The 21026-nt window shown below is 70.7% G+C and carries 22 protein-coding genes and 1 riboswitch; of the genes, 7 read left to right on the top strand and 15 right to left on the bottom strand.

What is annotated here, in order from left to right; genetic code table 11:
- The 9 genes from ACQP2T_RS12530 to ACQP2T_RS12570 form a co-directional block, all read right to left on the bottom strand.
- Positions 1-1233: an amidohydrolase gene (locus tag ACQP2T_RS12530; protein ID WP_433516307.1), complete on the bottom strand. Its 1233-nt coding sequence runs from the start codon at positions 1231-1233 to the stop codon at positions 1-3.
- Positions 1230-3212: a hydantoinase B/oxoprolinase family protein gene (locus tag ACQP2T_RS12535; RefSeq protein ID WP_433516308.1), complete on the bottom strand. Its 1983-nt coding sequence runs from the start codon at positions 3210-3212 to the stop codon at positions 1230-1232. The genes ACQP2T_RS12530 and ACQP2T_RS12535 overlap by 4 nt, the downstream gene beginning before the upstream one ends.
- Positions 3213-3214: 2 nt before the next feature.
- Complete coding sequence (locus tag ACQP2T_RS12540) at positions 3215-5296, bottom strand: hydantoinase/oxoprolinase family protein (protein WP_433516309.1); 2082 nt, start codon at positions 5294-5296, stop codon at positions 3215-3217.
- Positions 5293-6066, bottom strand: a complete 774-nt coding sequence (locus ACQP2T_RS12545) for an ABC transporter permease (RefSeq protein WP_433516310.1) — start codon at positions 6064-6066, stop codon at positions 5293-5295. The genes ACQP2T_RS12540 and ACQP2T_RS12545 overlap by 4 nt, the downstream gene beginning before the upstream one ends.
- Before the next feature lie 67 nt (positions 6067-6133).
- Positions 6134-6997 carry an ABC transporter permease gene (locus tag ACQP2T_RS12550; protein ID WP_433516311.1) on the bottom strand — a complete coding sequence of 288 codons (864 nt, stop codon included), beginning with the start codon at positions 6995-6997 and terminating at the stop codon, positions 6134-6136.
- Positions 6994-8190 carry an ABC transporter ATP-binding protein gene (locus ACQP2T_RS12555; protein ID WP_433516312.1) on the bottom strand — a complete coding sequence of 399 codons (1197 nt, stop codon included), beginning with the start codon at positions 8188-8190 and terminating at the stop codon, positions 6994-6996. Before ACQP2T_RS12555 ends, ACQP2T_RS12550 begins: the two co-directional genes overlap by 4 nt.
- Entirely contained in the window at positions 8169-9257 is a 1089-nt protein-coding gene (locus ACQP2T_RS12560) for an ABC transporter substrate-binding protein (protein WP_433516313.1), read from the bottom strand. The genes ACQP2T_RS12555 and ACQP2T_RS12560 overlap by 22 nt, the downstream gene beginning before the upstream one ends.
- Before the next feature lie 156 nt (positions 9258-9413).
- A complete protein-coding gene (locus tag ACQP2T_RS12565; RefSeq protein WP_433516314.1) occupies positions 9414-9800 on the bottom strand; it encodes a nuclear transport factor 2 family protein in 387 nt (128 codons plus the stop codon).
- Positions 9801-9802: 2 nt separating this feature from the next.
- Complete coding sequence (locus tag ACQP2T_RS12570) at positions 9803-10615, bottom strand: SDR family NAD(P)-dependent oxidoreductase (RefSeq protein ID WP_433516315.1); 813 nt, start codon at positions 10613-10615, stop codon at positions 9803-9805.
- A gap of 67 nt (positions 10616-10682) precedes the next feature.
- Between ACQP2T_RS12570 and ACQP2T_RS12575 the strand changes: the two genes are divergently transcribed.
- Both ACQP2T_RS12575 and ACQP2T_RS12580 read left to right on the top strand, forming a co-directional pair.
- Complete coding sequence (locus tag ACQP2T_RS12575; RefSeq protein WP_433516316.1) at positions 10683-11111, top strand: MarR family winged helix-turn-helix transcriptional regulator; 429 nt, start codon at positions 10683-10685, stop codon at positions 11109-11111.
- Positions 11112-11206: 95 nt separating this feature from the next.
- On the top strand, positions 11207-11929 hold the full coding sequence (locus ACQP2T_RS12580; protein WP_433516317.1) for a CDGSH iron-sulfur domain-containing protein: 723 nt from the start codon (positions 11207-11209) through the stop codon (positions 11927-11929).
- 81 nt (positions 11930-12010) lie between these two features.
- Here ACQP2T_RS12580 and ACQP2T_RS12585 read toward each other — a convergent pair whose 3' ends face one another.
- Positions 12011-13240: an RNA-guided endonuclease InsQ/TnpB family protein gene (locus tag ACQP2T_RS12585; RefSeq protein ID WP_433516318.1), complete on the bottom strand. Its 1230-nt coding sequence runs from the start codon at positions 13238-13240 to the stop codon at positions 12011-12013.
- 191 nt (positions 13241-13431) lie between these two features.
- Between ACQP2T_RS12585 and ACQP2T_RS12590 the strand changes: the two genes are divergently transcribed.
- Positions 13432-14235, top strand: coding sequence for an aldo/keto reductase (locus ACQP2T_RS12590; RefSeq protein WP_433516319.1), 804 nt, complete (start codon positions 13432-13434; stop codon positions 14233-14235).
- A 2-nt stretch (positions 14236-14237) separates the two neighbouring features.
- Here the strand turns inward: ACQP2T_RS12590 and ACQP2T_RS12595 are convergent, their stop codons facing one another.
- The gene (locus tag ACQP2T_RS12595) at positions 14238-14768 is read right to left on the bottom strand and encodes a PadR family transcriptional regulator (RefSeq protein ID WP_433516320.1); all 531 of its coding nucleotides are present in this window, start codon (positions 14766-14768) and stop codon (positions 14238-14240) included.
- Between the two features lie 56 nt (positions 14769-14824).
- Here ACQP2T_RS12595 and ACQP2T_RS12600 point away from each other — a divergent pair, with 56 nt between their 5' ends.
- From ACQP2T_RS12600 to ACQP2T_RS12615, 4 genes are all read left to right on the top strand, one after another.
- Positions 14825-16273: an MDR family MFS transporter gene (locus ACQP2T_RS12600; RefSeq protein ID WP_433516321.1), complete on the top strand. Its 1449-nt coding sequence runs from the start codon at positions 14825-14827 to the stop codon at positions 16271-16273.
- A 47-nt stretch (positions 16274-16320) separates the two neighbouring features.
- Positions 16321-16521 carry a DUF5302 domain-containing protein gene (locus ACQP2T_RS12605; protein ID WP_357644044.1) on the top strand — a complete coding sequence of 67 codons (201 nt, stop codon included), beginning with the start codon at positions 16321-16323 and terminating at the stop codon, positions 16519-16521.
- Between the two features lie 164 nt (positions 16522-16685).
- Positions 16686-16821: riboswitch (cyclic di-AMP (ydaO/yuaA leader) on the top strand.
- Positions 16822-17001: 180 nt separating this feature from the next.
- Positions 17002-17742 carry a hypothetical protein gene (locus tag ACQP2T_RS12610; RefSeq protein WP_433516322.1) on the top strand — a complete coding sequence of 247 codons (741 nt, stop codon included), beginning with the start codon at positions 17002-17004 and terminating at the stop codon, positions 17740-17742.
- Positions 17743-17867: 125 nt separating this feature from the next.
- Positions 17868-18713, top strand: a complete 846-nt coding sequence (locus ACQP2T_RS12615) for an alpha/beta fold hydrolase (protein ID WP_433516323.1) — start codon at positions 17868-17870, stop codon at positions 18711-18713.
- Positions 18714-18773: 60 nt separating this feature from the next.
- Here the strand turns inward: ACQP2T_RS12615 and ACQP2T_RS12620 are convergent, their stop codons facing one another.
- From ACQP2T_RS12620 to ACQP2T_RS12635, 4 genes are read right to left on the bottom strand one after another with little or no spacing between them, the layout of a single operon-like run.
- Complete coding sequence (locus ACQP2T_RS12620; RefSeq protein ID WP_433516324.1) at positions 18774-19145, bottom strand: hypothetical protein; 372 nt, start codon at positions 19143-19145, stop codon at positions 18774-18776.
- A gap of 18 nt (positions 19146-19163) precedes the next feature.
- The gene (locus tag ACQP2T_RS12625) at positions 19164-19538 is read right to left on the bottom strand and encodes a roadblock/LC7 domain-containing protein (protein WP_225292286.1); all 375 of its coding nucleotides are present in this window, start codon (positions 19536-19538) and stop codon (positions 19164-19166) included.
- A gap of 29 nt (positions 19539-19567) precedes the next feature.
- Positions 19568-20548, bottom strand: coding sequence for a hypothetical protein (locus tag ACQP2T_RS12630; RefSeq protein WP_433516325.1), 981 nt, complete (start codon positions 20546-20548; stop codon positions 19568-19570).
- A gap of 3 nt (positions 20549-20551) precedes the next feature.
- Positions 20552-20950, bottom strand: coding sequence for a roadblock/LC7 domain-containing protein (locus ACQP2T_RS12635; protein ID WP_433516326.1), 399 nt, complete (start codon positions 20948-20950; stop codon positions 20552-20554).
- Between the last annotated feature and the right edge of the window lie 76 nt (positions 20951-21026).

Here is a 21026-nt window from a genome sequence, read left to right on the forward strand (position 1 = left end):
TCACCGGCTCAGCCAGGTGAGCGCGGCGGTGACCAGGGCTTCGACGCCCATCGGCAGGGTGGGGGAGATCAAGGGCGCGAAGAAGGGGGAGTGGTTGCCCGGTACGTCCTCGGCCAGGCGGCCCTCCCGCTCGGCGCGGGCGTACTGGGACGGGTCGGTGCCACCGAGACCCCAGAAGACGGAAGGCACACCGGCGGCGGTGCCGAAGACGCCGAAGTCCTCGCTGCCCATCATCGGCGCCATGTCGGCCACCCGGGCGGCGCCGAAGCGCCTGGTGAAGGCGTCGGTCAGGTCGGCGGTGGCGCCGGGGTCGTTGGCGGTCAGGGGGAAGGCGTTGAGGGTGTGGAAGGAGGGCGGCCGGGGCGCGCCGGACGCCACGGCCTCGGCGTTGACGACGCGTTCGATCGCGGCCAGCAGGGTGCGGCGGACCTCGGGGGAGAAGGTGCGGATGTTGAGCGTGATGGACGCCTCGTCGGCGATGACGTTCTCCTTGTGGCCCGCGTGGATCTGGGCCACCGTCAGCACGGCGCGCTCGAAGGGCGACACCTCGCGGGAGACCACGGTCTGCAGGCGCATCACGATGGCCGCGGCCAGGACCACGGGGTCGACCGTACGTTCCGGCTGCGAGCTGTGCCCGCCCCTGCCGTACAGGCGGATCTCCATGCTGTCGGCGGCGCCCAGGATCTCTCCCGGCCGGATGAACACCGTGCTCGCCGGTCGCGGGAAGACGTGTTGCCCGAGGACGACGGCCGGCCGGCCGGTCAGGTCGAACAGCCCGTCGTCCACCATGGCCTGAGCCCCGGCCGCGATCTCCTCCGCGGGCTGGAACAGCGCCACGAGCGTGCCCCGCCACTGGTCGCGGCCCGCCGACAGCAGGTGCGCGGCCCCGGCCAGGCAGGCCACGTGCATGTCGTGGCCGCAGGCGTGCATGAGCCCGTCCGTGGTGCTCGCGTACGGCAGGCCGGTCCGTTCCAGCACCGGCAGGGCGTCCATGTCGGCGCGCAGCGCGACCGTCGGCCCCTCGCCGTTGCGCAGGACGCCCGCCACGCCGGTGCCGCCGATGCCGGTGCGCACCTCGAACCCGGCCTCCCGGAGGCGGTCGGCGGCGATGCCCGCCGTGCGCTTCTCCTCGAAGGCGGGCTCGGGGTGCTGGTGCAGGTCCCGGTAGAGCGCGGCGAGCTCGTCTCGGGCCGCGTCGTCGAGCCGGCCCATCACCGCGTCGATTCCCCTCATACGAGTCCTTCCAGCGTGATGATCTCCTTGCTGAGGGTACGGCGGGCGGCGTCGAGCTGGTCCGGGTCAGGGGAGGTTCGGGGGAAGCCGTCGGGCAGTTCGCGGAGTACGGCGTTGTACAAGGCGGTACGGCGAGGCTGACGCGCCGGTCGCGGCAGGCGGAACAGCGCGGCCACCAGCCGGTCCACGGTGCCGGTGTCGAAGACGGACTCCCACGCCTGCCGCTCGGGTCCGAATCCGAAGCCCTCACGGGGGCCGAGCAGGCGGGCCGCGGCGGTGGCCGCATCATCGACGCCGAGCCCGGCAGCGGTGCTGTCGAGCACCACGCCGTACTCGTGCGCCGCCGCTTCAGGCGAGACCACCCCGCGCTCCACGTCGCGCAGGACGGCGGCGGGGTCCCTGGCGTACGGGTCGCCGTAACCGCCCGCGCCCGAGGTCAGGAGGGTGATGATGTCCCCACGCTCCAGCGGCAGCACATCGATCTTGAGATGCCGTCGCTCTCCCGGCGTGCCCGGGTTGACGATCAACTCGGTAGGCGCGCCGGGACCGCCGCCCCGCACGCCCCACGGGCGGAAGCACAGCCGTTCCAGCCCCCGGGCCAGCAGTTTCGAGCCGTCGTCCAGCACGCGGAAGGTCAGTTCGAGACCGCAGCCGCCGCGCCAGCGCCCGGCGCCCCCGGAGTCCGCCCGCAGGCCGTAGCGGAGGATCTCGACGCCGATCTCCGTCTCGACCGTCTCCACCGGGTTGTTGGACAGGTTGGAGATGCCGCTGTCGCGGCCGTCCACGCCGTCGGCGCCGTCGCGGGCGCCGGTTCCGCCCACCATCGGCTCCAGCACCTGGACGTTCTGCTGCTCGGCGACCACGACGGGCACCACCAGGCCGCTGGAGGCCGCCGGGAGGATCGCCGGGGCGGCGAGCCCCAGCGCGCCGCCGACCGCGTCGTTGACGCGAGACGCCGAGGCATGCCGTACGCCCACGGCGGCCGGGCGCACGGGGTTGACCAGCGAGCCCTCCGGCGCGGTGACGCTGATCGGCTCGATGAGCCCGGCGTTGAGCGCGATGCCCGGGTCGAGCGTGCAGATGAGCGCGAGCACCCGGGTGGTGATCCAGGCGTGCGGCCGGCCCAGGGTCGCGATGTTGAAGGCTGCGGCGACCTGCGGATCCGTACCGGTGAAGTCGAGGTGCAGCTCGCCCGCGTCGAGGGTCGCGGTGACCGACAGGCGTACCGGGATGCTGGAGACCGCGTCGTCGTCGAGGTAGTCGACGAAGCGGTAGGTGCCGTCGTCGAGCCGGGACAGGGCGGCCCTGGCCTTGCCCGCGGTGTAGGAGACCAGGTCGTCCTGCGCCGCGAGCACCGTGTCCACGCCGTGCTGGGCGATGACGCCCGCGAGCCGTTCGCGGCCGGTGCGCAGGGCGGCGAGCATGGCGCGGATGTCGCCCAGGTTGGCCTCCGGCGTGCGGCTGTTGGCCGTGATCAGCGCCTCCACGTCGCGGCTGGGCTCGCCCGCCCGGACCAGCTTGACCGGCGGGATCTGCAGGCCCTCCTGGTAGATCTCGTCGTTGATCGGCGACAGGCTGCTCGGCACCCGGCCGCCGATGTCCGAGCAGTGGATGAACGCCCAGCCGTAGCCGACCACCTCGCCCTCGTGGAAGTACGGCTCGATGACCTGGATGTCGGTGAGGTGGGTGGCGAGGCCGCCGGACCGGTACGGGTCGTTGGTGATGATCACGTCGCCCGGCTCCAGCGGCCCGGCGCCCCGTACCGCCTCCAGGAGGTTCAGCCCGACGAACCCCGACACGCCGATGCCGCGCGGGTAGGCGACGAAGCCGCCGTCGAGTCCGGCGAGCGCGCAGCAGAAGTCGGCGGTCTCCTTGACGTACAGAGACCGGCTCGTACGCTGCAGCGTCAGGCACATCTCCTCGGTCAGGGCGCTCAGCCGGTTGCCGACGATCTCCAAGGTGACGGGGTCGAGCCGCACGATCAGGCCTTTCGATGTAGATGCAGGTTCCCGGCGCCGTCCACGTCCCCGGACCAGCCGGGCGGGACGACCACGGTGGTGTCGTCCTGCTCGACGATCGCCGGGCCGTCGAACGCGTCGCCCACGCCCAGGGCCGTCCGCAGATGGATGTCGGCGGCGTGCCACGCGCCGTCGAGCAGGACCTGCCTGCGGCCGTGCGGGGCGGGACGTCCTGTTCCCGGAGGTACGGCGGCCGACGGCAGCTCGGCCACCGGCCCGACGACGCCCAGCCTGGCGGTGCCCAGCTCGATGGGGGCGTGCTGGTCGCGGAAGCCGTACAGGCGCTCGTGCTCGGCGTGGAACGCCTCGGAGATCGCCGCCACCTCGAACCGGCCGGGATCCAGGGCGACACGCAGCTCGTACGCCTGGCCGGAGTAGCGCATGTCGGCCGAGTAGGACAGCGAGGAGCCTGCTGCTGAGGCGGACTGTTCGGTGAGCCAGGCGCGGGCCTGGCCGGACAGCTCGCCGAGGACGTCGGCGAGGCGGGCGGCGCTCGTGGGGTCGAGGCGGCGACGGAGGCTGCGGGCGAAGTCGCGCCGCAGGTCGGCGCCCGCCGCGCCCAGGGCGCAGAAGGTGGCGGCCGTGGGCGGCACCACGATGTGGGTGATGCCGACCTCCTCGGCGAGCATCGCGGCGTGGGTCGGGCCCGCGCCCCCGAACGGGACGAGGGTGAACAGCCGGGGGTCGAGGCCGCGCTGGGCCATGATCTTCTGGAGCTCGGTGGCCATGCCCGCCGTGGCCACCCGCAGCGCACCCGCGGCGACCTGGTGAGCCGCCTCCTCAGCAGCGCCGTCCGTCGCGGGGTCCGGGCGATCCGCGGAGCCCAGGCGAGTGGCGAGGTCGGCGAGGGACTTGGCGGCGGCGTCCGCGTCGAGCCGCATCCGGCCCCCGAGGAACGTCGCCGGATCGATCAGCCCGGTCGCCAGGTAGCAGTCGGTCACCGCTGGACGGTCCCCGCCCCGGCCGTACGCCACCGGGCCGGGCTCGGCCCCGACGCTCTCGGGCCCGACCTTGAGCACGCCTTGATCGTCCACCCGGACGACGGACCCGCCGCCCGCCCCGATCGCGCTCACCGCGACGACGGGCACGATCAGCGGCAGCCCGCCGACCGTGGTGTGCGTGGCGAGTTCGGGCGAACCGTTGACGGTCACGGCGATGTCGCTGCTGGTGCCGCCCATGTCGAAGGTGACGATGGCGCCCATGCCGAGCCGGGCGGCCGCGGCCACTCCGGCGGCCGGGCCGGACAGCACGGTCTCGATGGGCCGTTCGGCGGCGGAGCGCAGGCTCATCGACCCGCCGTTGGACGCGCTGATGAAGATGGGGGCGGGCACGCCCCGCGCGCGCACCCTGCTCTCCAGCCGCCCGAAGTAGTCGCGCATCAGCGGCTGGATGTAGGCGTTGAGGCAGGCCACCAGGGCCCGCTCGTACTCGCGTACCTCGGGCCAGACGGTCGCGGAGGCCATCAGCGGCAGTTCCGGGAGCCGCTCCCGCAGGCCGGCCGCGACGCCCTCCTCGAAGTCCGGGTCGGTGTAGCCGTGCAGGATCAGGACCGCCGCCGCGTCGGCCCCGATGGCGCGCAGCCGGGCGGCCACGCGGTCCAGTTCCGGCCCGTCCGGCTCGGCCACGGGCGCGCCGCCGGGGCCCAGCCGGGCGGAGATCTCGACGATCCGGTCACGCGGGACGAGTGGTTCCTCCTTGCCCGCGTACAGGTCGAAGGAGGACGGCATGCGGCTGCGGCCGATCTCCAGGATGTCCCGGTAGCCCTCGGTCACGACCAGGGCGATCCGCGCGCCACGGCGCTGGATGATGGCGTTCAGCCCGATCGTGGTGCCGTGCGTGATGCCGCCGATCTCCTCGGGCCGCAGGTCGGCCTGGGCGAGGATGGCCGCGAGTCCGTCGGCGACCGCTCTGGAGGGGTCGGCGGGCGTGCTCGGCTCCTTGTGGTGGACCACCAGGCCGCGTTCCGGTACGGCGGCGACGAGGTCGGTGAACGTGCCCCCGACGTCGATGCCGATCCGCGCCATCAGGGGAACAGCCGTAGTCACAAAGCCTCCGAAATGCGAGCGAACCTATCGGCGATCACCATCACGACCACGCTCGCGGCCATGAGGAGCGTGGACACCGCGGCCATCGACGGGTCGAGCTGGTACTGCACGGCCGAGAAGATCCGCAGCGGCACCGTCGTGGTGTTGGCGCCGGCCACCAGGGCCGTCACGGCCACCTCGCCCAGCGACGTGACCGCGGCGAGGATCGCGCCCGCCAGGATGCCCGGCCGCAGCAGCGGCAGCGTCACGGTGAAGAAGACCCGGGCCCGGCCCGCGCCCAGGCTGGTCGCGGCCCGTTCGAGCGCCGGGTCGAGGTTCGCCGCGCTCACCATGACCGCGCGCACCACGAAGGGCAGCGCGACCAGCGAATGCGCCAGCCACAGTCCGGGGACACTGTTGATCAGGCCGACGCCGTGGAAGTAGTAGAGCAGTCCGAGCGCGGTGATGATCTCCGGGACCATCAGCGGCGACAGCGCCAGCCCCTGGAGCAGCCGCCGACCGGGGAAAGAGCCCTGCGCCAGACCGTAGGCGGCGAGGGTGCCGATCACCACGGTCGTCGGTACGACCATGAGCACGAGGACCCCGCTCAGCCGGAACGACACCTGCCAGTCGGGCGAACCGAGCACCTCGCCGTACCAGCGCAGTGACAGCCCGGACGGCGGAAAGGCCATCGAGGCGTCCCGGTTGAACGAGCTCACCACCAGCACCACCAGCGGCGCTATCAAGAACAGGAAGACGGCCGCCGCGCAGGCGCCACCCAGCAGCCCCACGGCCCGGTCATAGCCGAATCTCCGCCGTCGCCCAGCTCTCCGTCCCAGCTCGGCTCTCCGTCGTCGCTCAGCCATGGAGCCGCCGTTCCCAGATCCGGAACCCGCCCGCGAGCAGCGTCGTGGACAGGAGCGTGAGCGCCAGCAGCGCGAAGCTGAGCGCCGCCGCGACCGGATAGTTGAACACCGTCTCCACCTGGTCGTAGACGCGGATGCCGGCCAGCGGCTGGGTGACGCCGCCGACCAGCAGCGGCGTGATGTAGATCCCCATGGCGAGGGCGAAGACGATGAGCGCGCCGGTGACCACGCCGGGCAGGCTGAGCGGCACCGTGACCCGCAGGAACGTCCGTATCGGCCCGGCACCGAGCGTCTGGGAGGCCCGGTGCAGGTTGTGGTCCAGCCCGCCGAGGGCGGTCGTGAGCGGGATGATCGCGAACGGCAGCAGCACGTGCGTGACGGCGATCACGACCGACGGGTAGCTGGTGAGCAGCCGCGCGGGCTCGTCCCGCAACCCGGTGGCGACGAGCAGCCGATTGACGACCCCGTTGCCGGACAGCAGGACGACCCATCCGTAGGTGCGTACCACCACACTGGTCAGCAGCGGCGAGATCACGATGACGAACAGCAGGGTGCGCGTCGTACCGGGGGCGCGGCGGGCCAGGACGTACGCGGCCGGGTACGCGAGCAGCACGCACAACGTCGCCACCAGCAGCGCGGTGGCCAGGGTCTCCAGCAGCGAGCCGTAGAAGTAGGGCTCGGTGAAGACCCGCTTGTACTGGTCGAGGGTGAATCCGGGCAGCGCCGTGTTGTAGGAGTCGACCGGGCTGAAGCTGAGCCGGAGCAGCTCCACGAGCGGCACCAGGAACAGCGCCGTCAGGAAGACGACCAGCGGAGCCACGTATGTCAGACCGGCCCACCGCCTGGCACGGGTCATCCGCCCGCTCCTACGTCTCCGGCTGCTCCCACGTCTCCGGCCGCCTCCACGTCCGCCCCCGCTCCCGTGTCGAGGACGATCACGTCGGCCGGGTCCCAGTGCGCGACGACGGCCGTGCCCGCGCCCGGTGGGTCGGCGGAGTCGGCGCCCGTGTCGGCGACCTGCACGGTCAGCGTGCGCCCGTTCGCCAGCCGCACCTCCACGTGCCAGGCGTCGCCGGCGAAGGCGCGATAACCGACCGTGCCAGGGACGCCCCGGCCGTTGGCGCCCTCGCCATCCGTGCCCTGGCCGTCGGCGCTCAGCCGTGTGCTCAGCCGGATGCGCTCAGGACGGATCGCGACCACCGCCCGGCCACCCTGCCGGACCGGCAGCGGGCCCGCGTCGAGCAGGATCCCGTCCACGTCGAGCCGGCCGTCGGCCACCGTGCCCTCCAGGACGTTGGCCGCGCCGATGAACTGCGCGACGAACCGCGTCGCCGGTCGGCGGTAGACCTCGTCGGGGGTGCCGAGCTGCTCGATCCGGCCGCCGTTCATGACCGCGATCCGGTCGGACAGGGCCAGCGCCTCCTCCTGGTCGTGGGTGACGAAGACCATCGTGGTGCCGATGCGGCGCTGGATGGCCCGCAGCTCCACCCGCATCTCCCTGCGCAGCTTGGCGTCGAGGTTGGACAGCGGCTCGTCGAGCAGCAGGACGGCGGGCCGGATGGCGAGGGCGCGGGCGAGGGCCACCCGCTGCTGCTGCCCGCCGGACAGCTGCCGGGGGCGGCGGTCCGCGTAGCCCTCCAGGCCGACCAGGCGCAGGGCCTCGCGTACCCGCTCCTCCCGCTCGGCCCGGTCCAGCCGCCGGATCCGCAGCCCGTACGCGACATTGCCGGCGACGGTCATGTGCGGGAACAGCGCGTAGCTCTGGAAGACCATGCCGAGCCCCCGCCGGTACGGCGGGCGGTCCGTCACGTCGGCGCCGTCGATCACGATCCGCCCGGCCGTCGGCTGCACGAAGCCGGCGACGCAGTTGAGCAGGGTCGTCTTGCCGCAGCCACTGGGCCCGAGTATCGACAGGAACTCGCCCTTGCGGATCGACAGCCGCTCCAGGTCGAGCACGCGGGCGCCCTCGTAACCGGCGGCCAGGCCCTCGATCTCGACGTGTCCGGCGCCTTCCTCGGGCAGTTCGATCAGCCGAAGATCTGGTTCCACCGCTGCTGCCATTCGTTCAGCTTGGGGGTAGCGACGGCGTAGTCGACCCAGATGAACTTGCGATAGACCTCGGGGCCGTGCTGCACCCGCTGGTCGAACTCCTTGCTGTAGGTGATCGTGTCGTTCCCGGCGGCGTACCAGGTGCCCTCGGCGAACGGCTTCTGGTTGGCCGCGGCCGTCAAGTAGTCGAGGAACTTGGTGGCGAGAACGGTCTTCGCCGTGCCGGCGGCGACGAAGTAGGAGGTCAGCGCGCCCACCGGACCGGACTTGGGATAGGTGTAGCCGATCGGCGAGCCGGCCTGCTCCATGGCGAAGGCGCGGCCGTCCCAGAAGGGCATGATCCAGGCGTCGCCGTTCTCCATGACCGTGGCGGCGTTGCCGGCGTTGGCCGGGAACGACGACACGCAGCCCTTCAGCTTCGCCAGCTGGGTGAACGCCTTGTCCACCGCGGCGGGGTCGGACAGCTTGCCGCCCTGGGAGGTGACCAGGGCGGAGAAGAACTCCAGGCCCGGGTTGTAGGTCAGGGGCGGCAGCGCGACATGGCCGCAGTACTGCTTGTCGAAGATGTCCGACCAGTCGGCGGGCGGGTTCTTGATCTTGTCGGTCCGGTACATCAGCCCGGTCGAACCCGTGGTGAGCGGCACCCCGTACTGCTTGCCGTCATAGGCGGACTTCTCGGTCAGTACGGGGTCCAGCTCCTTCCAGTGCGCCAGCCGGTCGGTCGGGAGCGGCTGGAGCAGACCGGTGGCCGCGGCGGGGCGCGAGGCGTCGGGCGTGAAGGCGATGACGTCGAACGGCGGGTTCTCGCCGCCGGCCGCGCGCAGCTTGGTGAGCCATTCGGCGTTCGCGCCGTAGACGAGGTTCACCTTGACGCCCGTGTCGCGTTCGAACGGTTCGACGAACGATTTCTTGAACAGCTCGCCCCAGGCCCCCGCGAACGCGGTGACCGTGATCTCCTGCTTGGCCGCCGTACCTGTCGAGCCGCCCGTGTCGACGCCGCCGCACGCGGCGAGCGTCAGCACGATCGCCAGGCCCGTGCCCGCCAGGCGAGTTGTTCCGCCCTGCATCAATCCCTCTCTGTCCGAGCCGCCAGTCAGGCTCGCGACGAAAACCGACTATACCAGTCGGAATAAGGGGCTATGTCGACACTTGTCGAGTTTAGCCAACTTCGTCCCGTTACCCCGGTTTTTGCGGGGCTTAACCGGATGGAGAGAGATACGGGGTCAGGGGCGGCCCGGTGGGGCCGCGATCGGGCTGTAGTGGAGGCTCGCCAGCAGGCGCCGGTCCCCGTCCTTGACCGAGATCTGGGTGACGCGAAAGCGCCCGTCGGCCGGTGTGCCCTGGAACGCGGCGCGCTGCGCCAGCACGCCGATGGCCACCGCCGTGTCGCCGTATTCCCGTACGGTGACGTCCGCCCAGCTCATCTCGTGCGTGACCATGCCGCCTCCGCGGTAGCGCGCCAGCCACTGGTCCTTGTTCAGGATGAAGCCGAGCGGCCCCACGAGGGTGAAGTCGGGCACGGTGAGCGCGTCGAGCGCTTCGGTGTCGCCGCGGCGCTCGGCCGCCATCCACTGCCTGCTGAGTTCGTCGAGTCGCTGGTCGATGGTCATGATCAGATCTCCTGTCTCTCCATGGGCTGGCCCTGGCGGTACATGCGAGCGGGCTTGTTGCCCGCCGCCTGCCCGCCGTCGATGGGCAAGGTCACTCCGGTGATGAACGACGACTGGTCGGAGCAGAGCCACACGACCGCCGCGGCCACCTCTCCTGATTGGCCGACGCGCCGCATGGGCGTCGACAGTCCGGCCAGGCGCTGCGCCTCCTCGCCCGCCGCCTCCAGGTGGTGGGTGAGGATCGGGCCGGGGGCGACCACGTTGACGCGGACGCCCTGGTCGGCGTAGTCGAGCGCGGCCACCTTCGTCAGGCCGATGATCCCGGCCTTGCCCGCCACGTACGCGCTCAGGCCCGAGTGGCCCTGCACCCCGGCGAGCGAGGCCATGTTGACGATCGAGCCGCCACCTGAGGCGAGCATGGCCCGGATCTGGTACTTCATGCCGAGGAAGGTGCCGCGCACGTTCGTGCGGATGCCCCGGTCGAAGTCGTCGGGATCGATGTCGGCCAGCGGCGCGGGCATCGGCCCGTCGGTGGCGTTGTTGAAGGCCGCGTCCAGCCGGCCGAAGGTCTCCAGCGCCCGCTGGACCAGTCGCTCACTCGATGCCGCGTCGCCGACGTCAAGGGATACGGCCAGCGCTTGTCCGCCGTCGAAGCGGATGTCCGCGGCGACCTGTTCGACCGCCTGCGTGTCGCGGGCGCCGAGCACCACGGCGGCGCCGGCCTGGGCCAGGGCGCGGGCGGTGACGGCTCCGATGCCGCGGCTGGCCCCCGCCACGACCGCGACCTTGCCACTGAGGGAAGAGTTTGGCTGCATGTCCTTGACGATAGATATCGAAGCATTAGATGTCAAACGGTTAGATGGCACTGCTAAACTCGGCGGCATGATGCCACCCGTCCGGCCGCCGATCGGCCTGCTGCTCACCACCACCGCCAGGACCCTGAGCCGGGCCTTTGACGACGCGCTCGCCGCCGCCGGCGGGTCGGCCCCGGTCTGGCAGATCCTCGTCACGATCAAGTCCCGGCAGCTGGGCAACCAGCGCGAGCTCGCCGAGGCGGTGGGCATCCAGGGGGCGACGCTGACCCACCACCTCAACGCGATGGAGAGCGGCGGCCTGCTGACCCGTCGCCGCGACCCCGCCAACCGGCGCGTCCACGTGGTCGAGCTGACCGAGGAAGGGGAGCGGTTGTTCCATCGGCTGCGTGAGGTGGCGATGGCCTTCGACACTCGCCTGCGCGCGGGGCTCAGCGAGGAGCAGACCGCCTTGTTCGAGGAGATTCTCACCCAGCTGGCGCAGAACGTCCGGGACTAGACAGGCGGTCAGACCGGGCTCAGCCTGCGGGTTTCGGCCGATCCCTGCCGGGAAGCATGGTCCACGGCCCCCCGCCCGCGCGAGGTGGGAGACGTATGCGCATCGAGGTGACGCCCGACGGTCCCTACGTGGTGACCGGATCGGTCCCCATGGCCAGGCAGGTCATCGGCGGCGACGCGATGGGCCAGTCGACGAAGTGGGTCCAGGGCGAGGACTATCCGGTCGCGGAGTCGTACGAGCTCTGCCGCTGCGGCCGTTCGCAGAACAAGCCCTACTGCGACGGCAGCCACGAGCGGGTGCGGTTCGACGGCACGGAGACCGCCTCGCAGCGGTCATACCTGGGGCAGGCGGAGGAGCAGACCGGGCCCGAACTGGCGCTCACCGACGCGCCCGCGTTCTGTGCGTTCGCCCGCTTCTGCGATGCGGACGGGCAGGTGTGGAAGCTCCTCAAGATCCCCGGACAGGGCGAGACCGCCGCGCGACAGGCCGCGCACTGCCCGTCGGGCCGGCTCACCGCCTGGGCGTCCCGCTCGCCGCTCGAACCCGAGCTGCCGCCGTCCCGCTCGCCGTTCGAACCCGAGTTGTCGCTGTCCCGCTCGCCGATCGAGCCCGAGTTGCCGCCGTCCATCGGCATCGTCGAGGACGAGGTGGCGGGCGTGGGCGGGCCGATCTGGGTACGCGGCGGCATTCCGGTCACCTCGGCCGACGGCCAGAACTACGAGGTACGCAACCGCGTCACGCTCTGCAGGTGCGGAAACTCGAGGAACAAGCCGTTCTGCGATGGCTCGCACGTGACCATCCGCTTTACCGGCGCCTGACCCCGGTTCGACCTCACCCTCGCTTGCCGGGGCCTGACCCCGCTTCGACCCCACCTCCGCGCCATGAGGAGGATGGGTTCATCAGCTACCACCGGTTGAAGCTGGTGGTTTGCTCTCACGGTCCCGTCTGGGTGAAGGGAGGCCGGTAGCGTGTGGCTGGTTGATGGCAGCCCAGTCCGCTGCGCCGCGTGTGGCGATATTGCGGGCCGCGATGTGGTCGGCGTGCCCAGCGAGGCCACACCTGGTGCAGACGAACCGGCCCCGCGCCGGCCTGTTCGCCCGGCTGACATGCCCGCACTCCGGACACGCTTGCGAGGTGTAGGCGGGGTCGACCAACACGAAGGCGACCCCGGCACGGGCGGCCTTGTAGCGGGTGAAGGTGATCTGCTGGGCGAACGCCCAGCTGTGCAGGGTGCGCAGCTGGAACCGATGAGCCCTTACCCGGCCGCGGATGCCCTGCAGATCCTCCAGGGCGACACCACGACCGGTGCGTTCGGCTTCACGCACCACATGCTTACTGATTTGGTGGTTGAGGTCGGTCATCATCCGGTGCTCACGACCGGTCAGGCGGCGCAGCACCCGCCGCGCCGCCGACGTCCCCTTCTTCTGCAGCCGACGACGTTGCCGGTGCCGCCGCTCCCGCAGCGTGCGGACGTGGCCGTTACCGCCGACCGGGCCCGTCAGGGCAGGGCCGGGCAGCACCGCGCCGTCGCAGGTGACCGCCAGGTTCGCCACCCCTTGATCCACCCCGAGGAAGCCGCCGACCGGCTCACGCACCGCCGGCTTGGGCAGGGTGAGCGCGACCTGCAGCAGCCACACCCCGCGCCAGCAGATCACGTCGACCTCCCCCACCGGCAACGCGTCCACGACCTTGAGATCTTCTGGGCGGCCGGTGTAGGGGACGGTGACGCGGCCGCTGGGGGTCCACAGCGACACGGTCCGGGCGTCACGATTCCAGCTCATCAGCCGGGCGTCGTAGGGGACGGCGCCGTGCGGGCGGAAGATGTGCGCGCGTTTCTTGCTGGCCCGCCGGTTGGCGTAGGCGCCGGCGACCCGGGCGATCGCCCGCACGGCCGCTTGCGAGCCCAGCCCGGCCACCTGCGCACGCACCTCGTAGTAGGCCAGCCGGTGCAACTCCACCACAGTGAAGGTGCGGTGCTGCCAGGCCAGCCGGGACACGACGGTGGCCGCCTCATTGCACAACAGCACCGTCGCCGCCAAGGCGTCGGCCTGGGCTGGGGTGGGTGTGAGTCGCAGTTGCACGATCGTGGGCAGGCCGGTGCGTTTGGTGGCGGAGCGGCGGATCGCCAACGCGCACCTCCTGTAACAGTACTCTCACCCACCGCACATATTACCGAACGTGACCGAGTCTTTCCATACTGTTTTCGAGAGGAGGGGTGGCGCTTCCTCCCGGCCCTAAAGGACCGGGTCTCCGCGCCACCATTCAGATGAACACACGATCTATTGGCCAGACCCGTGTCGGCGCCATCGGGCTAGGCGCCATGCCCATGTCCGTAGCGGGGCACATGCCCGACGAAGCCCAGTCGATCAAGACCATCCACGCGGCGCTCGACGCGGGAGTCACCCTCATCGACACCGCCGACGCCTACACGCCGTCGGCCGACCAGGTGGGCCACAACGAGCGGATCGTGGCCAAGGCCCTGGCGAGCTGGAGCGGCGACACCGGCGACGTGCTCGTGGCCACCAAGGGCGGCCACACCCGGGTAGAGGGCGGCGGGTGGCAGGTCAACGGCCGGCCGGACTACCTGGCCGAGGCGTGCGAGCGCTCCTTGAAGGCGCTGGGGGTGGAGGCGATCGGGCTCTATCAGCATCACCGGCCCGACCCCGCCGTGCCGTACGAGGAGACGCTCGGCGGCCTGCGCGACCTGCTCGACGCGGGGAAGATCCTGATGGCGGGCATCTCCAACGCCAACCCGGAGCAGATCAGGCTCGCCCACGAGATCCTGGGCGGGCGACTGGCCAGTGTGCAGAACGAGTACTCGCCGAAGTTCCGGACCAGCGAGCCGGAGATCGACGTGTGCGCGGAGCTCGGGGTGGCGTTCCTGCCGTGGTCGCCGCTGGGCGGCATCAGCTCGGCGTCCGAGCTCGGCGGCAAGCACACGGCGTTCGGCACGGTGGCGGCGGCGCGGGGCGTGTCGCCGCAGCAGGTCTGCCTGGCCTGGGAGCTGGCGCGCAGCCCCGTGGTGATCCCCATCCCGGGGGCCAGCAGGCCGGAGAGCATCATCGACTCGGCCGCCGCGGCCGACCTCGTCCTCACCGATGAAGAGCTGTCCCTGCTTTCCTAGCCCTACTGCGGGTGGGCTGGGGCCGGTTGGTCGGCCGGCTCCAGCCCGCGCAGCTCGGCCAGAGTCTCGTCGGCCCAGGCGAGCGCCGAACGGCTCTGCGCGAGGCCGAGGCTGAGCGCGTACCTGCCGAACTTCGACGGGTCTTTGCACTCCAGGACGGCCAGCCGCTCCCGGCCCGCCGCCCTGATGCGCTCGACCACCGCGATGGCCGACTCCTTGTCGAGCAGCGGAAGCAGGAACGCCTGGAGAGCCACCTCGCTGCGTATCGCACCGGCCGGTTCGTGCTCGACCAGCCAGGAGCGCAGCTGCTCCGCGCCCTCGGGCGTGATCGCGTACATCTTCCGTCCGCGCGCCCCCTCCGACTCGACCGCCACCAGCCCGTCGGCGGCCATCTTCACCAGCTCCGGGTAGATCTGCGTGTGCCCGGCCTGCCAGACGTGATTGAGCGACCGCTCGAAGGATTTCGCCAGGTCGTAGCCGCTGGCCGGCCCCTTGGCGTCGAGGAGCCCGAGCAGCGCGATCCGTAGGGACATGTCGGCCAGCATAGCAATGGCTTGACATGTCAATTCTTACATGTCACTCTCCACACGTGAATACTGACATGAAGCGCAGAGGCGATGGCCTCCTGCTGGTCGCCGTGCTCGGCGGCATGTTCTTGGGAATGCTCGACCAGACGATCGTCGGTACGGCTCTGCCACGGATCATCACGGAGCTGGGCGGCGTCGATCTCTACACCTGGGTCGTCACGGCCTACCTGCTGACCTCGACCGTGACCGTGCCCCTCTATGGAAGGCTGTCGGACCAGCACGGCAGGAAGCCGCTGCTGTTGATCGGCATGTCCGTGTTCCTCCTGGGCTCGGCGTTGTGCGGGGTGGCGCAGGACATGACGCAGCTCATCCTGTTCCGCGCGTTGCAGGGCTTGGGCGCGGGCGCGCTGCTGCCGCTGTCGATCGCCCTGGTGCTCGAACTGTTCCCGCCGGAGAAGGGCGGGGCCCGGGTGCAGGGCGCGATGGGCGGGGTGATGGCGCTCAGCTACCTCGCCGGGCCGTTCCTGGGCGGGCTCTTCACCGACCACGCGAGCTGGCGCTGGGCCTTTTATGTGAACGTGCCGATCGGCCTGGTGCTGATCGCGATCATCGTGCGGCGCCTGCCGCGCCAGTCGGGGCATGGCGGCGGGCGGCCTGATTATCTGGGCATCGGGGTCTTCACGGTGGCCATCAGCGCGCTGCTCATCGGCCTGACCGAGAAGGGGCTCGACGGCCACACCTGGACCAGCGTCCCGGTGATCGGGCCGATCGTGCTGGCTCTGGTGTCGCTCGTGGTGTTCGTGGTGGTGGAGAGGCGGGCCGAGGCGCCCATCATGCCCATGCACCTGTTCCGGAACCGTACGTACACGCTGGTCAACGTGACGTCCTTCTTCACCGCCTTCTGCATGTTCGCCGGTGTGGTGTTCCTGCCGCGCTACTTCCAGGAGGCGCTCGGCGCCAGCGCCACCGAGTCGGGGCTGCGGATCTACCCGCTGACCCTGGCCATGGTGGTGGGCAGCATGGTCGTGGGCGCGCTGATCAGCCGGACGCGCGTCTACAAGCCGTGGCTGGTGGCGGCGCCGTTCCTGCTGGTCGTGGGCACGCTGCTGTGCGCCGGTCTGACGCTGGACACGCCGCCCTGGGTGCTCGTCGGGTGGATGGCGCTGATCGGCCTCGGCATGGGCCCGATGCTCTCCGGCCTGACCGTGGCCGTGCGGGACTCGGTGCCGCCCCAGTACATGGGTACGGCCTCGGCCAACCTGACCTTCTTCCGCCAGATCGGCGGCTCGGTCGCCCTGGCGCTGGCCGGCACCGCCTACACCTCTGTCATCGCCACCGAGGCGCCGCTGCACGGGCTGGCCGCCGCGCACGCCTCGGCCGCGGCCCTGGTCATCCCCTCGCTGGGTGTCGTGGGCGCCCTCGTGGCGCTGGCCGCCCTGATCGCCATGCCCGGTGCGCGGATCGACCGCGAAACCCCGCAGCCCAAGGTCGAGGCCAGTTTCGCGTCCTGAGCGCCGTCATGCGAAGCTGTCCTTGTCCCCAACACCAGGAGGTCCTCATGGCGGAAACACCGGAGCCGGAAGTCGACGAAACTCCCGAGGACGAGATGAAGCGCAAGTTCCGCGAGGCGCTGGAGCGCAAGCGTAACCAGCATGCCGACTCGAGCGCGGGTGGCAGGGGCAACGACCCTTCCAAGATTCACGGCGCTCACGGGCCCGCCGCCAGCAAGCGTTCTTTCAGGCGGAAGAGCGGCGGTTGACCTGAGCTTTTCTGGGGGTACGGCATGCCGTACCCCCTTTTTTCTTGACCCTCTAGGTAGATCTTCGCCCGTTTCATGGGCTTATGTTTGCCTTTGTCCGGTTTGCTCCCTATAGTTCATGGAGTTACCAGCCGGTGACTTTGGGGCTTCAACAGGGGAGTACCAACCGGCAGGCGCCGAATCCCGCTCGCGGGAACCGGGGAACCAAACGTTCCTTAGGGGTGAATCCGACCGCGGTCGGTAGGGCATCTCCACGTCCGAACCCGTCAGCTAACCCGGTAGGCGAGATGGAGAGGACACCTACCGCATGCGTAACCCCCGCGTCGTGCCGCCAGCCCGCGTGTTGTCGTCCGCCGACTGACCGGCGCCTTCCCCCGCTCTTCCACGCTCCGCGTAGCGCCCGTTTGGCGTTTTGCCCGGCTACGCCCATCTTTCGCGAGCGCAATCCCCTTGTTCCCGTATAAAGGACTTTGCTACTCCATGTCTGTTCGATCTGCCATGCTCACCGCCGCAGTCGTCGGTGCGATCTCCATCGGCGCAGGCACCGCCGCACACGCCGACACCGGCAGTGACAAGAAGGTCCTGCTCAAGGGCAAGACCACCGCGTCCTACTTCTGGGACGACTCCTCCGGCCGCGCCGGGGACACCGGGTTGCCGGCCAGCGGCAAGCCCATGCAGAAGGGGCTCGCCGCCAGCCCGAGCTGGCCGCTCATGACCGAGGGCTATGTCGTCTACAAGGGCAAGAAGATGCCCTTCTTCGTCGGCGACCGCGGCCCGGGTGTGCCGTCCTCCAGCGGCGTCATGCTCGACCTCGACGCCAAGACTTTCGCCGCCCTGACCGGTGGCCGCTTCAACTCCAGCACGCTGGGCGTGGACGGCAACGGTGGCGCGGGCCACATCAAGATCGACTACGTCATCACCAAGTGGGGTAGCGGCCCGGGCAAGAAGAACTACCCGCTGCCCTACTCGACCGGTTCGTACGCCGTCGTGGACCACAACCCCGCCAAGCCCCCGAAGATCGTGACCGAGGGCGACAAGCCCGCCGCGGTCAAGCCCGCTCCCGCCAAGGCTGTGCCGGTGGCCGCCAAGAAGGCCGACAAGGCTGAGGAGAAGATCGTCGAGTCGAACGCCATCGGTGGCGCCGCCGCGGCGGTCGCGCTGGCCATGTTCGGCGGCTCGACGGTCGGCCGCGAGCGGATCCGCAAGCTCGTCCGGCGCTGACGGCCGTCAGGTCCGAAGACGGTCTCGATGACGGCCGTCAGGTCTGGAGCCGACGGCCTTGATGGTCGTCGATTTCGAGGCTGACGGTCTTTGCGTCCCGGGAAACAGAATGTCATTCTGACCTCGTGACCACGCTTGCAGCCGCGAACGGCATCGAGATCGCGTACGAGTCCTTCGGCTCACCCGGCGGACGTCCCCTGCTCCTCATCATGGGGCTCGGCGCCCAGCTCATCCACTGGGACGACGAGCTCTGCGAGCTCCTGGCGGAGCAGGGCCATCACGTTGTCAGATTCGACAACCGTGATTCCGGACTTTCCACACACCTGCACGACGAGGGCGTTCCCACACTGGGGACGTCCTCTTCGTATCTGCTGGACGACATGGCCGACGACGCGGCCGGGCTGATGGACGTCCTCGGCTGGCCCGCCGCCCACGTCGTGGGCGCCTCGATGGGCGGGATGATCGCCCAGACGCTCGCCATCCGGCACCCCGAGCGGGTGCTGACCCTTACCTCGATCATGTCGACCCCTGGTCCGGACGTGGCCCCGCCCACGCCGGAGGCCAGCGCGGTGCTGCTCGCCGCGCCCCCGACCGATCGGGAGGCCGTGCTCGCCCAGTCCTTGAGGACCTGGGCGGTGATCGGCTCACCCGGCTTCGACATGGACCGGGAACGCATCCTCCGGCTGTCCGGCCAGGCCTACGACCGGTGCTTCGACCCGCCGGGCACGACCCGGCAGCTGGCCGCGATCATGGCCTCCGGTGACCGCACGGAGCGGCTCGGCACGCTGGGGATCCCCGCCCTGGTCATCCACGGCGAGGCCGACGCGCTCGTCCCGGTCGCCGCCGGCCACGCCACGGCGGCGGCGATTCCGGGCGCCACGCTGCTGACGTTCCCCGGCATGGGCCACGACCTGCCCCGGCCGCTCTGGCCTGAGATCGTCAGCGCCATCACCAAGCTCACCACGAGCTGACATACCAGGGATGGTCGGTGGCTCGTGTCCGCCGCGCCCGGACACGAGCCACCGGGTCTCTCAGACCTCCAGCTTCTCCTCGATGCCGCGTAGCTGGTGCCGGGCCAGCGCCAGATTGGCCCGTGACCGGTCCAGGGCGAGATAGAGGAAGAGCCCCTTGCCGCCGCGGCCGCTGATCGGCCGGATGATGTGATACTGGCCGCTGAGCGTGATCAGGATGTCCTCGATGGCGTCCTTGAGCCCCAGCGAGTCCATCGTGCGCAGCTTGGCCTTGACCACCTCCGTGTTCCCCGCCGCGGCGACCTGGAGATCCAGGTCCTTGGAGCCGCCGAGCGCGCCCAGCGCCATGCCGCTGCCGTGATCGACGATCACCGCGCCGAGCGAGCCGTCGATCGTCATCATCTCCTTGAGAGAGACGTCCATGCTGGCCATGCCTTCCTCCGTTCAGGCTCAGTGAATCCGTGCTGAGATGGCGGCCACGCTGGCCGCCGTCTTGCGCCCCTCCAGCCGGAGCAGCCCGAGATTGGTGCCGGGCTCAGCCAGGACTGCGAGGACGATGGTGGGGCCCGCCGCGTAGAAGGCGGCGAAGCCGGCGGTGCCGGAGATGAGCGTCTCCTCCAGTACGCCCTGACCGGTCATGATCGTCATTCGCCTGCTCAGCGCGAGCAGCGCCGCCGACAATGCGGCGACCTGCTCGCCACTGCCGTCGGCGTTGTCGCAGGCGATGCTCATGCCGTCGACCGTGCAGGCGACGCTCCCGCTGATGTCCGGAGTGCGCTCGCGCAGGAGAACCATCTCCCTGAGCACTTCTTCACGCAGCTCCACCGGTGGCCTCCTTTGCGGGCGGGGGAACCTCATGTCAGCTCCTCCAGTGCCTTCTTCAGGCGCATCAGCAGGGCCAGGTCCGTGGGGTCCGCCGTGACCGGCGGGCCGAGCGGCAGGCCGGGGGCACGGGGATCGTGCGGCGGCCGTTCACCGGTGGCTACCCGCCCCCGATGCGGCAGCGCACCCCGCCCGTCTCCGTCGCTCTCTGCCGGGCCCGCACTCGCGGTCCCCGCCGCGCGCTCACTGGCGCTCCCCGCCCTGTGCTCACCGGCGGTCTTCGCCGCGCTCTCTTCCGGGGCTCGCGACGTGCCGCGCGTGGCGGCGCCCTTGAGCGGGCCGTCTGGGGCGTGCGTGGTCGTGGTCGTCTCCACGGGCGGTGCCAGCAGACCGGCCGCCGCCATCCTCCGTACGGCCAGCAGCACCGAATAGCCGGACCTGCCGATCCGCTTGGCCAGGTCGAGCGGTGTCGCCTCGGCCCCCGCCCCGGTGACGACCTCCCACTGGACCGAGTCCAGAGTCACCCCGCTGCCCGGCAGACACGGCGCCGGCCGTACCGGTGCGGTGTCCAGCTGGGCGGACGGCCAGATCTGCGCGAGATAGGCGCGGCGGCGCGCGCACTCCCGCATCAGGCCCGCCACGTCGAAGAACCACTGGCCGCCCAGCCAGTGCTGCTCGCCCGGCCGGAACTTCGGCCGCGACCCGCCGGCCGGCAGCAGGAAGAACGCGGCGTCCAGGACGGCCCCGAGCACGCAGTACTGCAGCTCGCCCAGGGTGACGGGCCCCTCCTCCAGCAGGCGCGCGCAGCCCCCGTCGTGCTGCAGCCTGCGCAGCGCGGTCTCCGGCAGCCGCCCGCGCGCCGCCAGCAGCCGCTCGACGCCGGGGGTCTGGGCGCACTCCATGTACGTGACCCGGCCCTCGCTGAGGAAGATCGTCCCGGCCCGGCCCACGCGGAGGGCGCCCGTGGCCCGTTCACGGGCTAGGCCGGCCAGAAGCGTGTCCAGCGGTGCCATGGCTCAGGTGAGCAATTGGCGGGAGATGTTCAGCAGGCGGTATCGCGCCAGGGCGAGATTCGACCGTTCCAGGTCGAGGCGCAGGTAAATGACGAGCGGCCCCTCGAATACCGTTTCGAGGAATCTGAGTAAATGATGGCCTTTGTCGGTAGTGACCAGCATGTCGTCGATACGAACGGTTTCGCCGGGGCAGGAGCGGGCCAGGCCGTCCATGGTCGCGCGCAGCGTCTCGGTCAGGGCGGCGGCGGAGCTCTCGGCGTCCACGCCCTGCGGTGGCCCGCTGATGGCCACGGCCATGCCGCTCGTCTGGTCCACCAGCATCGCGTCCAGCGCGCCTGGTATCGCCATGACCTCGGTCAGGCAGTCATCCAGTCCCAGCACGTGACCCTCCCACGCCGTCATGAGGACTGGGACAGCGTAGGAGCGGCGGATGACGGCCGGGTGATCGGATAAAGCGAGATATGTATGAGGTTAAAGA

Source organism: Nonomuraea sp. CA-143628, assembly GCF_050942315.1.
Taxonomy (GTDB): Bacteria; Actinomycetota; Actinomycetes; order Streptosporangiales; family Streptosporangiaceae; genus Nonomuraea.